Here is a 13,613-nt window from a genome sequence, read left to right as displayed (position 1 = left end):
GTTTTATTACTTTGTTTCGATTTCTTCCTTCATGTCTATGAATTGCTTGTCGGCATCATAGAACTCGTACTGAAGGAACGCCAGCTTCTGCGAGGGGATGACCCGTATGCCCAGTCCGTACTTCATTTGCCACTTCATCTTGAGGCTGAACAGGCCTTGGTTAATGTAGGCGGCAACGTAGGGGTGAACATGCAGATAGAACTTGCGCATACCTATCTTATTTACTAGGGTGTCAATCTTACTCTCGAGGGTATCAGTGAACAGGATGCTCGACTTGATAGTGCCTTTACCGAAACAAGTGGGGCAGGTTTCCTCGACGTTCACATTCATAGCAGGGCGAACGCGCTGACGGGTAATCTGCATAAGGCCGAACTTAGAAAGGGGCAGGATATTGTGCTTGGCTCTATCCTTCTGCATGTTCTTACACATGCGCTCGTAGAGCAGCTGGCGGTCCTCGGGTAACTTCATGTCGATAAAGTCGACAATGATGATACCACCCATATCGCGGAGTCGCAGCTGGCGTGCCAGCTCATCGGCAGCTCCGAGGTTGGTTTCGAGGGCGTTGGCCTCCTGGTTGTTCTCTTTCTTGATTCGCGTACCGCTGTTAACATCCACTACATGCATGGCCTCTGTGTGTTCGATAATCAGATAAGCACCATGTTTGTAGTTTACCGTTTTTCCAAAGCCCGACTTGAGTTGCTTGGTTACATCGAAATTGTCGAAAATGGGTACCGTGCCGTTATAGAGCTTCACGATTTCCTTCTTTTCGGGTGCGATGAGTCCCAGATAGTTCTTGATTTCGTCGTAGATGCCGCTGTCGTTTACATGGATGCCGTCGTAAGTGGGATTGAAGAGATCGCGCAACAGTGCTACGGCCCTGCTTTCCTCCTCGAAGCAGAGTTGTGGTCGCTCTGTAGTCTTCTGTACTTTGCTAATCACGTCTTCCCAACGCTTCAACAGGATCTTCAGCTCGGCATCAAGTTCAGCTGCGCGCTTTCCCTCGGCTACTGTACGTACAATAACACCGAAATTCTTTGGCTTGATGCTCTGAATAAGCTGTTTCAGTCGGCTACGTTCTTCGCCCTTCTTGATTTTGGTCGAAACAGAAACACCGTCCTCGAAAGGAATGAGCACCAGATAACGGCCAGCAAAACTCAACTCGCAGGTGAGGCGTGGACCCTTGGTGTTAATAGGTTCCTTTACAATTTGTACCAGTATTTCCTGACCAACCTTCAAGGTGTTGGCAATGCTGCCATCCTTTTTAAGTTCTGGCTGGATGTGGGCTTTCTGGATAGGGTAGAGCTTCTTGCGGTCGCTCACTACCTGTTTCAGATATTTCTCGTAAGAGTTAAATTGAGTTCCCAGATCAAGATAATGCAGGAATGCAACACGTTCGGCTCCGACATCAACGAAACAAGCGTTAAGTCCTGGCATCAGTTTCTTGACCTTTGCCACATAAATGTTGCCCACCGAGAACGATGCGGTGCGCTGCTCCTGCTGGTATTCTACCAGCTGCTTATCCTCGAGCAGGGCAATGCTTATGTCCTTTGGCTGAACATCAATGATAACTTCACTTGTCATTGTCTTTCTCCTTAATTGTTTTCCGTTTTTCTTCTTGAGGGAATGTCTCGTTTGCACTAAAAAGGGTGTGCCGCTATCCTTGGGGATTAGCAAGACACACTCCTTTCATTTCTTTACTATTGGTCACAGAGGATCAAGATTTACTTGCTCTTATGACGATTCTTGCGCAGGCGCTTCTTACGCTTGTGAGTAGCCATCTTGTGGCCCTTCTTTTTCTTTCCGTTTGGCATAATACTTAAATTTATAATGTTAATTACTTCATTTTTTCAATAAAGCTCTTCGAAGGCTTGAAGGCTGGATAGTCGTGAGCCTCGATTACCAATGTGGTATTCTTAGAGATGTTGCGGGCGGTCTTCTGAGCACGACGCTTAACTACGAAAGTACCGAAGCCACGCAGATATACATTCTCCTTCTCATCAGCGAGACTCTCGCGGATGCACTCCATGAATGCCTCTACTGAGATGGCTACATCTTTCTTAGCCAGGCCGGTCTCTTCAGCAATTCTGTTGATGATTTCTGCCTTTGTCATTTCTTATCTGTTTCTTTTCTCTTTATATATTAATAATGTGTAAACTCGAAATTCTTCGATTTCGGACTGCAAAGTTACTAATTTTCAGCCGATTACGAAAATATTTCTCGTTTTTTTTTCAAAAAATCACAAAAATCACCACTTTTTGGCCGTTTTTTTGTATCTTTGCACCACAAAATGAAGGAAAAATAACATGAAGCAGACAAAAATTGTAGCTAGCATTAGTGACAGAAGATGTGATCAGGATTTCATCCGCAGTCTCTTCGAGGCAGGCATGAATGTAGTGAGAATGAACACGGCGCATGCCGATGAACAGGGTATTAAAAACATTATTAATAATGTGCGTAGCGTGAGCCACCACATTGGTATCTTGATCGATACCAAGGGTCCGGAGGTGCGTACCACCGGATGCGCTGAGCCCATCCCCTATAAAACAGGTGATGTGGTGAAGATTTTCGGTCGCCCGGAAATGGATACCACGCACGACATCATTAACCTGTCGTATGCCGACTTTGCTGCCGACGTACACGAGGGTTGTCATATCCTGTTCGACGACGGTGCACTCGACATGCAGGTGATCGGTATCAACGGTCCAGCTGTGATCGCTCAGGTACTGAACGACGGTGTGCTGGGTTCGCACAAGAGCGTGAACGTACCTGGTGTTCACATCGCACTGCCTACGCTGACCGAGAAGGACCGCAAGAACATCAAACTGGCCATCGACCAGGACATCGACTTTATTGCTCACAGCTTTGTGCGCTCGGCTGCCGATGTGCGTGCCGTGCAGGCTATCCTGGATGCCTACAACAGCGACATCAAGATTATCTCGAAGATCGAGAATCAGGAGGGTGTGGACAATATCGACGAGATTATCGAGGCTTCGTACGGTATCATGATTGCCCGTGGCGACCTGGGTATCGAGGTGCCCATCGAGCGTATTCCTGGTATCCAGCGACAGATTATCCGCAAGTGCGTACGCGCTAAGAAGCCCGTAATCGTTGCTACACAGATGCTGCACACCATGATTAATAACCCACGTCCCACACGCGCTGAGGTTACTGATATTGCTAATGCTATCTACTATCGCACCGATGCACTGATGCTTTCGGGCGAGACTGCCAGCGGAAAATATCCTGTAGAGGCCGTTCGCACCATGGCCGCTATCGCCGAACAGGCTGAGAAGGACAAGATGCGCGAGAACGACATCGAGGTGCCCCTGTCGGCCAACTGCGACATCCGCGAGTTTATGGCGCACTCGGCTATCGAGGCTACCGAAAAACTGGGTGTAAAGGGTATCATCACCGATGCTAGCTCGGGCGACACCGCTCGTAACCTGGCTGCCTTCCGTGGACCTAACCCCGTGCTGGCTATCTGCTACAATGATAAACTGCAGCGTCTGCTGAATCTTTCATACGGTGTTATCCCTGTATTCCAGAAGGAGCACATCGACAACGAGGTGCTGTTCCATGCGGCTGTACGCATGCTGCGCCAGAAGGGTTACGTACAGGATGCTGATAAGATTGCCTACCTGAGCGGAAACGTAGGCGAGGGCGGCGGTACCAAGTTCCTGGAGATTAACACCGTGAAGGAGGTGATGACTAATCAGTATAAGTTCCACCTGCCACACTCAAATAAATAGACTTTACTTTAAACTAGCATTAATGAATATGGATTTTAAGAGAACGCTCATGACGATGAGTATCGCAGCTGTGATGCTGCCCACCTTTGCCGCTGACGGACTGCCTAAGGGCGCGCCCGATTTCAGCAAGATTAAAGAAACCGATTACCTGCCTGCTATCGAGAAGGCTGTCAAGCTGAAGCGACAGGAGATCAACAAGATTGTAAGCAACAAGCAGAAGCCTACCTTCAAGAACACCATTCTGGCGTTGGAGAAGAGCGGACTGGAGTTGGACAAATGGCTGAACGTAGCCGAGGGGCTGGCCAGCGCACATAAGACGCCCGCCATTGCCGAGGCCGAAAAGAAGTCAACACCGCTGCTGACTGAGCTGGAGAACGAGATCTCGTTCAACAAGGCTTTGTTTAAGCGCGTGAAATATGTTTACGACAACGAGTACAAGAACCTGAAGGGTGAGGACAAGCGCCTGACCGAGGTGGTTTATAAGGACTTTGTACGTTCGGGTGCGCTGCTGGACGATGCCAAGATGGAGCGCATGATGCAGATTAACATGCGTATCTCGGAGCTGCAGCAGCAGTGGGGCGACATGCTGCCCGCTGCTACCAACAACGCTGTGGTTTGGGTGTACAGCAAGGACGAGCTGAACGGCTTGAGCGATGCTGATATCGCCCAGTGCAAGAAGGATGCCGAGAACCTTGGTGGTAAGGCTCCTTACGCTATCGTGATTGTAAACACCACCCAGCAGGCTATCCTGAGCAGTCTGGCTAACCGCGATCTGCGTCGCCGTGTGTTCGAGGCTTCACGTCATCGTGCCGACGGATCAGATCAGTACAATACCTTCCCTTTGGTTGTGGAGATTGCCAAGCTGCGCGCCGAGAAGGCTGAGCTGATGGGTTATAAGAACTACGCCTCGTACTCGCTGGAGCGCACGATGGCTAAAAACTCTGACAATGTGTACAACTTCCTGAAGCAGCTGATTGCTGAGTACACACCAAAGGCCCAGGCCGAGACCAAGGCCATCGAGGAGTACGCCCGCAAGGAGATGGGCCCCAACTTCAAGCTTCAGCCTTACGACCGTTTCTACTATTCGGCTAAGATGAAGCAGGAGATGCTGAGTCTGAGCGACGACGAGGTAAAGCCCTACTTTAATATCGACAGCGTGATTGTGAACGGTGTGTTCTACGCCGCTCATCGTGTTTACGGTCTGAACTTCGTACAGCGTAAGGATGTGCCTACTTATCACCCCGACATGAAGGTGTTTGAGGTACGCGATAAGAACGGCAAGATGCTGGCTTTGTTCTACAGCGATCCCTATCGTCGTCCAACAAAGCGCGGTGGTGCCTGGATGAGCGCTTTTGCTAAGCAGAGCGGTCTGCGCCAGCAGTTGCCTATTATATATAATGTGACCAATTATGCCAAGGCACCCGAGGGTCAGCCCACGCTGATTACCTGGGACGAGGTAACAACGCTGTTCCATGAGTTCGGTCACGCCCTGCACGGTATGCTCTCTAACTGTTACTACAACACTCTGAGCGGTACCGCTGTGGCTCGCGACTTTGTGGAGATGCCATCGCAGTTCAACGAGAGCTTCGCCTCGATTCCTGAGATCTTCGACCACTACGCAAAGCACACTGTTACCGGTGAGCCTATGCCTGCCGACCTGAAGGAGAAGATGCTGAAGAGCATTAACTTTCAGACAGCCTACGCCTTGGGCGAGAACCTGGCTGCTACTTGTCTGGATCTGGCTTGGCACCATCTTTCATCAAACGAGATACCTACAGCCGACGACGCTGCGCAGTTCGAAATCGACGCGCTGAAGAAGATCGGTCTTTACGATACCCAGATTCCACCACGCTACAGCACATCTTACTTCAATCACGTTTGGGGTGGGGGCTATGCTGCCGGCTACTACAGCTATCTGTGGACTGAGGTGCTGGCCTGCAACGTGGCCGATACCTTTGAGAAACTGGGCGCCTTGAAACCCGAGACTGGCGATGCCTTCCGTCAGAAGGTGCTGAGTCGCGGTAACACCAAGGACCAGATGGAGATGTTTACCGACTTTACCGGCATGAAGAACCCCGACGCTTCTGGTTTCCTGAAGTATAGAGGTCTGTAAACCTGCTGGTTGGTTAATAATTCCTAAATGATAGACCCTAAAAATGGTAATATCAAATAATTGGAGTAATTTTGTAGGTCAAAACGAAGGATATATTAAGTTGTTTAACATTTAAATGTTTTATTATCAATGATTTATTCAAAAGAAGTGGAGAACATGTGTAGCGTTTGTAAGGGCGCTTACCATGGACCTGCACCTATCCCCGAGGAGGGCAAATGGGTAGCAGTAAAGGAAATCAAGGAAATTTCTGGTTACACCCACGGTATTGGCTGGTGCGCACCTCAGCAGGGTGCCTGCAAGCTGAGCCTGAACGTTAAGGACGGTGTAATCCAGGAGGCTCTTGTTGAGACCATCGGATGTACTGGTATGACTCACTCAGCTGCTATGGCTTCTGAGATTCTGCCTGGTAAGACCATCCTCGAGGCTCTGAACACCGACCTCGTTTGCGATGCTATCAACACCGCTATGCGCGAGCTCTTCCTGCAGATTGTTTACGGACGTACACAGAGTGCTTTCTCTGAGGGCGGTCTGGCTATCGGCGCTGGTCTTGAGGACCTGGGTAAGGGTCTTCGTTCACAGACTGGTACACTTTATGGCACCGTTGCTAAGGGTACACGTTACCTCGAGCTCACTGAGGGTTACATCACAAAGCAGTACCTCGATGCTAACAACGAGGTTTGCGGTTACGAGTATGTACACCTCGGCAAGATGATGGAGGCCATCAAGAACGGTATGGACGCCAACGAGGCTATGAAGAAGTTCACTGGTTCTTACGGTCGTACAACCGAGGAGCAGGGTGCAGTTAAGGCTATTGATCCACGTAAAGAATAATAGGAGGATACGACAATGATTAGAAAAGTACAGTTTGAGAGTCAGGAGCGCCGTATCAACCAGGTTCTTGCTGCTCTGAAGGAGAATGGCATCAACTCTATCGAGGAGGCCAATGAGATTTGTGAAAAGGCTGGTATCGACCCATATCAGATGTGTGAGGACACACAGCTGATCTGCTTCGAGAACGCTAAATGGGCATATGTTTGTGGTGCTGCTATCGCCATCAAGAAGGGTGTTAAGACAGCTGCCGAGGCTGCTGAGGCTATCGGTATCGGTCTGCAGAGCTTCTGTATCCCCGGATCAGTAGCTGACGATCGTAAGGTAGGTATCGGTCACGGTAACCTCGCCGCTCGTCTGCTCCGCGAGGAGACTGAGTGCTTCGCATTCCTCGCTGGTCACGAGAGTTTCGCTGCTGCTGAGGGTGCTATCAAGATTGCTGAGATGGCTAACAAGGTTCGTAAGAATCCTCTGCGCGTTATCCTGAACGGTCTTGGTAAGGACGCTGCTCAGATCATCAGCCGTATCAACGGTTTCACATACGTACAGACTAAGTTCGATTACTTCACTGGTGATCTGAACGTGGTTAAGGAGGTTCCTTACGGTAACAATCCTAGCCGTCTGAAGGTTAAGTGCTATGGCGCTGACGACGTACGTGAGGGTGTTGCTATCCTGTGGAAGGAGAACGTAGATGTATCTATCACTGGTAACTCTACAAACCCAACACGTTTCCAGCACCCAGTAGCTGGTACTTACAAGAAGGAGCGCGTACTCGCTGGTAAGCCTTACTTCTCAGTAGCTTCTGGTGGTGGTACCGGTCGTACTCTGCACCCAGATAACATGGCTGCTGGTCCTGCTTCTTACGGTATGACCGACACCATGGGTCGTATGCACTCTGACGCTCAGTTCGCAGGTTCTTCTTCTGTTCCTGCTCACGTTGAGATGATGGGATTCCTGGGTATGGGTAACAACCCAATGGTAGGTGCTACTGTTTCTGTAGCAGTTGCTATCGACCTCGCCCTGAACAAAAAGTAATTTTCGCAGAGCGATATTATAAAAAAAGCCTCGCCAATCGGCGGGGCTTATTTTTTTATAACCTTTTACATTCCATATACAAACACAAGGAGAACACCGCTTCGATGATAACCATGATAGCAGCCAACACATAAGGCGGATAAAGCAGTCCGACGATAAGCGACAGGATGGGCACGACAATAGAGAATACCAGGTAGCTTTTCGACTGGTAGAGCCAAGAAAACGGCATCAGGTGTGCGCCGAAAATCATGGCATAGACCATCAGCATTTTCTGGGGCACAGCAGCAAGTGTCCACATGGCAATCAGAATGTAGAGCATCTGGTTAACGCTGAACAGAATGCCTGCCTTGGTGAGTGGATTGCCCTTCCCTTCAAAATCAATCTTCAGGGCTTTTGACAGCATCCATGCCAAAGGGAATAATACGGCCGAACAGCAGAATGTAAAAATGTCCTTCTGCTCTATTGGCAGGTTGGTTAAATGAACACCCAGTATCAGCAGCCATATCACGATTGATGCCAAGATAAAGTGTAGTCCTTTTTTCTGTCTGCATGAGCAGTCTTTAATAAGTTCGTTAAGTTCCATGACGATTTTTATTTAATTGTTACTTAATTTCGTGCAAAGATACAACTTTATTTGAATTCACGTACATATTTAAAATAAAAAATGTATCTTTGCACCAAATTCTAACACAACAATGAAAATAGTAATTCTTGACGGGTATACAGCTAATCCTGGCGATTTGTCGTGGAACGAGCTGGAGAAGTTGGGCGATGTAACGGTGTATGAACGTACAGCGCCCCAGGAGACAGTAGTGCGTGCGGCCGAGGCCGACGTGGTGTTAACCAACAAGGTGCTGATGACACGCGAGGTAATCGCACAGTTGCCCCAGCTGAAGTATATCGGCGTGCTGGCAACGGGCTACAACGTGGTGGATATCGAGGCAGCGCACGAGCGCGGCATTGTGGTAACCAACGTGCCCGCTTACAGCACCGAGAGCGTGGCACAGATGGTGTTCTCGCACCTGCTGACGGTGACTAACCGCACAGAGCATTATGCCCAGCAGAACCGTGAGGGCAAGTGGAGTAGGAGTAAGGACTTCTGTTATTGGGATGCTCCGCTCACAGAGCTGGCCGGAAAGACATTCGGCATTGTAGGCTTGGGAAATATCGGTATGCGTGTGGCCCAGATTGCGCTGGCCTTCGGCATGAAGGTAAAGGCCTTTAGCAGTAAAGAGGTACTGCCTGCCGGTATCGAGAAAGTGGGGATGGATGAGCTGCTGGCTACCACCGATGTGCTATCGCTGCACTGTCCGCTTACCGATAGCACGCGTCACCTTATTAATAAAGAGAGCCTTAAGAAGATGAAGTCATCGGCTATCCTGATAAATACCGGTCGTGGACCGCTGATTGATGACGATGCTGTGGCTGAGGCATTGGCTGAAGGACGACTGGGTGCCTTCTGCGCCGATGTGATGACAGTTGAACCACCTGCTGCCGATAATAAACTGCAGAAGCAGCCCAACGCTTATATCACGCCGCACATTGCTTGGGCAAGCACCGAAGCAAGAGTGCGACTGATACAGGTAGCAACCGAAAATGTACGTTGCTTTATAAGCGGAAAACCACAGAACGTGATTTAAATCTCGAAATCGAGGCAGGAGCGCTGAACGGTGTAAGGACGAACCTTACCGTTGGCTACGGCTACATGCTCGGGGTGAACGGCATAGCCCTTCAGCGCTTCTTCGCTTTCGAGCGTGCTGTCGAGCATCACGTCGGCATTTGATGAAGCCAGACGGCCATCGATATGAACCTTAACATCAAGTAGTCCGGGTACTTTACCTACTAATCCCTCAAGACCAGCCTTGATTCCTGCCTTAACGGTCTGCTTCTCCTCTTCACTGAGTTCTGGATTCAATGTCCAAAGAATAATATGCTTTACCATAACCTTAAGTATTTAATGTTTGTTAGGTGCAAAAATAGGCAAAATAATCTGTTTGGCAAAGAAATTTGGCGAAAACAAAGCACAATTCAAGGATTTTTAGTAAATTTGCGCCAAATAACAAAAATCAATAAATCAATATGGCAACAGTTGACGACAAGAAAGTGATTTTCTCGATGGTTGGCGTGAGCAAAACTATCCAGCAAAATCAGAAACAAGTACTCAAAAACATCTACCTGAGCTTTTTCTATGGCGCTAAGATCGGTATCATCGGTTTGAATGGTGCCGGTAAATCTACGTTGATGAAGATTATCGCCGGACTGGATCAGCAGTATCAGGGTAATGTGGTGTGGAGCCCCGGCTACAGCGTGGGATATCTGCCACAGGAACCACCGCTGAACGAGGAGAAAACGGTGAAGGAGAACGTGATGGAAGGCGTGCAGCACGTGTACGATGCGCTGGCCGAATACGATGAGATAAACGTAAAGTTCGGATTACCAGAATATTACGAGGATGTCGACAAGATGGATAAGCTGATGCAGCGACAGGCAGAACTGCAGGATATCATCGACGCTACCGATGCCTGGAACATGGACTCGAAGCTTGATCGCGCGATGGCAGCGTTGAACTGTCCTCCTGGTGATTGGAGCGTGAAGAACCTCTCGGGTGGTGAGCGCCGCCGTGTGGCTTTGTGCCGCTTGTTGCTGCAGAAGCCCGATGTGTTGCTGCTCGATGAGCCTACCAACCATTTGGATGCTGAGAGTATCGACTGGCTGGAGCAGCACCTGCAGCAATACGAGGGTACGGTGATTGCCGTAACGCACGACCGTTACTTCCTGGACGATGTGGCTGAGTGGATTCTGGAACTGGATCGCGGTGAGGGTATCCCCTGGAAGGGTAACTACTCAAGCTGGCTGGAGCAGAAGAGTCAGCGTTTGGCACAGGAAGAGAAATCGGCTTCGAAGCGTCGTAAGACTCTGGAGCGTGAGTTGGAGTGGGTACGTATGGCGCCCAAGGCCCGTCACGCTAAGGGTAAGGCCCGTCTGAACTCGTACGAGATGATGCTGAACGAGGAGCAGAAACAGAAGGAAGAGAAACTGGAGATTTTCATTCCTAACGGACCTCGCTTGGGTAATAAGGTCATCGAGGCCGAGCATGTAGCCAAGTCGTTCCCCGAGAAGACGCTGTTTACCGACCTGAACTTCAACTTGCCACCAAACGGTATTGTGGGTGTGATTGGTCCTAACGGTGCAGGTAAAACAACTTTGTTCCGTCTGATTATGGGCTTGGATAAGCCCGATGCCGGTTCGTTTGCCGTAGGAGAGACCGTAAAGCTGAGTTATGTAGATCAGCAGCATAAGGATATCGACCCCACCAAATCGGTTTACGAGGTGGTGAGTCAGGGTAACGAGACTATCCGTATGGGCGGTAAGGATGTAAACGTGCGTGCTTACCTGAGTCGCTTTAACTTCAGCGGTGCTGATCAGGAAAAGAAATGTGGCGTGCTCTCAGGTGGTGAGCGTAACCGTCTGCATTTGGCTATCGCCCTGAAGCAGGAAGGCAACGTGCTGTTGCTCGATGAGCCTACCAACGATATCGACGTAAACACCCTGCGCGCACTCGAGGAAGGTCTGGAGGCCTTTGCCGGTTGTGCTGTTATCATCAGTCACGACCGTTGGTTCCTCGATCGTATCTGTACACACATTCTCGCTTTCGAGGGAGAAGGAAACGTGTTCTATTTCGAGGGAAACTACAGCGAGTACGAGAGCAACAAGGCCCAGCGCTTAGGTTTGGAAGAGCCCAAACGCGCCCGTTATCGTAAGTTGATGGAAGAGTAAAACTTAAAAAATAAAATGAATCAGATTGTAGAAAAAGAGGGCATCTTCGATGCCAGAGAACTGGGCATGCCAAAATTTACCATTTTGGGTGTCCAGCATTTGTTTGCCATGTTTGGTGCCACCGTGTTGGTACCCGTGTTAACTGGTCTTTCTGTGTCATCAACCCTGCTGTTTGCAGGTATCGGCACATTGGTGTTCCATGCTGTCAGCAAGTTTAAGGTGCCTGCTTTCCTCGGCTCATCGTTCGCCTTCCTGGGCGGATATATATCGGTAAAGGCACTGGGCGTAGAGCAGGGCATGAGCGAGACGCTGGCTTTGGATTATGCCTGTATCGGCGTATTCTTTGCTGGCTTGTGCTACTTCGTGATGGCTGGACTTATCAAGACGTTCGGTCTCGAGAAGATTCTGCATTTCTTCCCACCTCTGGTAACAGGCCCGATGATTATCGCCATCGGTCTGGTGCTCTCGGGTAGCGCTATCCAGAACTGTACTACCAACTGGACTTTGGCTATCGTGGCTTTGGCAACGGTGATTATTGCCAGCGTGTGTGGTAAGGGCATCATCAAGATTATCCCTATCCTGCTGGGTGTGGTAGTGAGCTATAGCGTTGCCGTTGCGATGGGTGAGGTTGATTTTACTTCGCTGGGTGAGGCCGACTGGATTGGTTTGCCTTTCAACAAGGAGCAGACTGCGCTGGCTGTATGGGATAATATGGATACCTCGTTCCTGGTTTCTACCATTATTGCCATCATGCCTATCGCCATCGCTACCATCATGGAGCACATCGGTGATATGTGTGCTATCTCATCAACTGTAGGTAAGGACTTCCTGAAGGAGCCCGGTTTGCACCGTACGCTGATGGGCGACGGACTGGCTACTGCTTTTGCATCGCTGTTTGGCGCGCCTGCTAATACCACTTACGGCGAGAATACCGGTGTGCTGAATCTTACTAAGGTGTTCGACCCCGCTGTGATTCGTCTGGCAGCTATCTTTGCCATCCTGCTGTCGTTCTGTCCTAAGTTCGCTTGCTTGATTGGCTTGATGCCAGCCGCTACTATCGGTGGTGTAAGCCTTATTCTTTATGGTATGATTTCGGCTGTGGGTGTTCGCAACCTGGTAGAGGATTGCGTAGATTTCAATTCTTCGCGTAATGTGTTTGTGGCTGCTTTGATTCTGGTTATCGCTATCGGTGTTAAGTACGGTGCCGACGATAACGTAAGCTTCGGCCCTATCCACTTCTCAGGCTTAGCCCTCTCTGCAATCGTAGGTGTAGGTCTTAACGCTATTCTGCCTGGTAAGTTAGGCATGAAGATTAAGAGCGTTCACGGTAAAGAAAAGAAACAATAAGTAAGTCTTGCTTAGGCAAGCAACATGGGGTATCACATCTTTGTCATGTGATACCCCATGCGCTTTAATTGCATAGCGGCTCCCATCAGGTATAGCTGATGTAAGCAGGCAATGTAACCGTTGAATGCCTCCTTGGTACCTGGTTCGAGTCGCTGGTGCATCAGGGCGTTATACACGCGTGAGGCACATTCGCCCGTAACCTTCTCCAATGCGGTATAATCATCGCCCTGCAACAGCAATACTTTTTCGCGGATGTATTCGTCCATCGCATCGTAGCCGCGCTTGTCGCGCATATAGGCATACAGGTCTTCAACCTTCGCGTAAATCTCCCATTCGGTATCCCACATCTTGGCAACGGCCATGCCGATATACATCATCCAGCCGAGCGAGGCTGATGGGAAAGCCTGAAACTCGCGGATGCCGTCGGGGATATAAGCCTTAGCCAACTCTTCCCACTTATCCTCTACGTCGGGGCATTCGGGCATACGTTCATCTACTTCGTTGATACTCTGCAAAAACTGGTGCAGGTCTTTCTTTAAATGTTCTTCAAAATTATCCATTGTTATTTTTCCTTTTTCAAATATCCTATTTGTCCGCACAGAAAACTCAACTTGCTGATAATCAGATATACCATCGCTTTTGTCAGTTGCAAAGGTACAACTTTTATTTCAAAGAGTTGCATCCTTGCAAATGTTTTTTTTCTTGACTGAATATAATTCTAAAGAAATTGCATTTTTCTTGCTGCGAAAAAAGGCTTCATCAGC

General features: G+C 49.3%; 12 protein-coding genes. 7 read left to right on the top strand and 5 right to left on the bottom strand.

The genetic code is table 11. The features are described from left to right. Nucleotides 1–6: 6 nt before the first annotated feature. Nucleotides 7–1,581 (bottom strand): ribonuclease E/G, encoded by a 1,575-nt coding sequence (locus T500_RS0108720; protein WP_028907796.1) that lies wholly within the window; start codon nt 1,579–1,581, stop codon nt 7–9. A gap of 253 nt (nt 1,582–1,834) precedes the next feature. After that, the gene (locus tag T500_RS0108710) at nt 1,835–2,110 is read right to left on the bottom strand and encodes an HU family DNA-binding protein (protein WP_028907795.1); all 276 of its coding nucleotides are present in this window, start codon (nt 2,108–2,110) and stop codon (nt 1,835–1,837) included. 193 nt (nt 2,111–2,303) lie between these two features. On the opposite strand from T500_RS0108710, the gene pyk reads away from it, so the two are divergent. From pyk to T500_RS0108690, 4 genes are all read left to right on the top strand, one after another. Then, complete coding sequence (gene pyk, locus T500_RS0108705) at nt 2,304–3,749, top strand: pyruvate kinase (protein WP_028907794.1); 1,446 nt, start codon at nt 2,304–2,306, stop codon at nt 3,747–3,749. Nucleotides 3,750–3,771: 22 nt separating this feature from the next. Continuing rightward, nucleotides 3,772–5,862, top strand: coding sequence for a M3 family metallopeptidase (locus tag T500_RS0108700; RefSeq protein ID WP_028907793.1), 2,091 nt, complete (start codon nt 3,772–3,774; stop codon nt 5,860–5,862). Between the two features lie 129 nt (nt 5,863–5,991). Next, the gene (locus T500_RS0108695; RefSeq protein WP_013065322.1) at nt 5,992–6,693 is read left to right on the top strand and encodes an iron-sulfur cluster assembly scaffold protein; all 702 of its coding nucleotides are present in this window, start codon (nt 5,992–5,994) and stop codon (nt 6,691–6,693) included. 15 nt (nt 6,694–6,708) lie between these two features. Continuing rightward, entirely contained in the window at nt 6,709–7,725 is a 1,017-nt protein-coding gene (locus T500_RS0108690; RefSeq protein WP_013063070.1) for a GGGtGRT protein, read from the top strand. 55 nt (nt 7,726–7,780) lie between these two features. Here T500_RS0108690 and T500_RS0108685 read toward each other — a convergent pair whose 3' ends face one another. Beyond that, nucleotides 7,781–8,308, bottom strand: coding sequence for a DUF7010 family protein (locus T500_RS0108685; protein ID WP_028907792.1), 528 nt, complete (start codon nt 8,306–8,308; stop codon nt 7,781–7,783). Between the two features lie 112 nt (nt 8,309–8,420). Between T500_RS0108685 and T500_RS0108680 the strand changes: the two genes are divergently transcribed. After that, a complete protein-coding gene (locus T500_RS0108680) occupies nt 8,421–9,365 on the top strand; it encodes a D-2-hydroxyacid dehydrogenase (RefSeq protein ID WP_028907791.1) in 945 nt (314 codons plus the stop codon). On the opposite strand, the gene T500_RS0108675 is transcribed toward T500_RS0108680, so the two are convergent. Continuing rightward, entirely contained in the window at nt 9,362–9,667 is a 306-nt protein-coding gene (locus T500_RS0108675) for a Dabb family protein (protein WP_013065314.1), read from the bottom strand. The two genes, T500_RS0108680 and T500_RS0108675, sit on opposite strands and share 4 nt — an antisense overlap. 137 nt (nt 9,668–9,804) lie before the next feature. Between T500_RS0108675 and ettA the strand changes: the two genes are divergently transcribed. Both ettA and T500_RS15605 read left to right on the top strand, forming a co-directional pair. Then, nucleotides 9,805–11,502, top strand: coding sequence for an energy-dependent translational throttle protein EttA (gene ettA / locus T500_RS0108670; RefSeq protein ID WP_028907790.1), 1,698 nt, complete (start codon nt 9,805–9,807; stop codon nt 11,500–11,502). 15 nt (nt 11,503–11,517) lie between these two features. Further along, nucleotides 11,518–12,849, top strand: a complete 1,332-nt coding sequence (locus T500_RS15605; protein ID WP_051611972.1) for a uracil-xanthine permease family protein — start codon at nt 11,518–11,520, stop codon at nt 12,847–12,849. 32 nt (nt 12,850–12,881) lie between these two features. On the opposite strand, the gene T500_RS0108660 is transcribed toward T500_RS15605, so the two are convergent. Continuing rightward, nucleotides 12,882–13,409, bottom strand: coding sequence for a hypothetical protein (locus T500_RS0108660; RefSeq protein ID WP_028907789.1), 528 nt, complete (start codon nt 13,407–13,409; stop codon nt 12,882–12,884). Nucleotides 13,410–13,613: the final 204 nt, after the last annotated feature.

Origin of the sequence: Xylanibacter ruminicola Ga6B6, from assembly GCF_000687715.1 — a bacterium.
Lineage (GTDB): Bacteria > Bacteroidota > Bacteroidia > Bacteroidales > Bacteroidaceae > Prevotella > Prevotella ruminicola_B.
The sequence above is the reverse complement of the archived record's forward strand: the minus strand, read 5'-3'. Positions and strand labels throughout refer to the sequence as shown.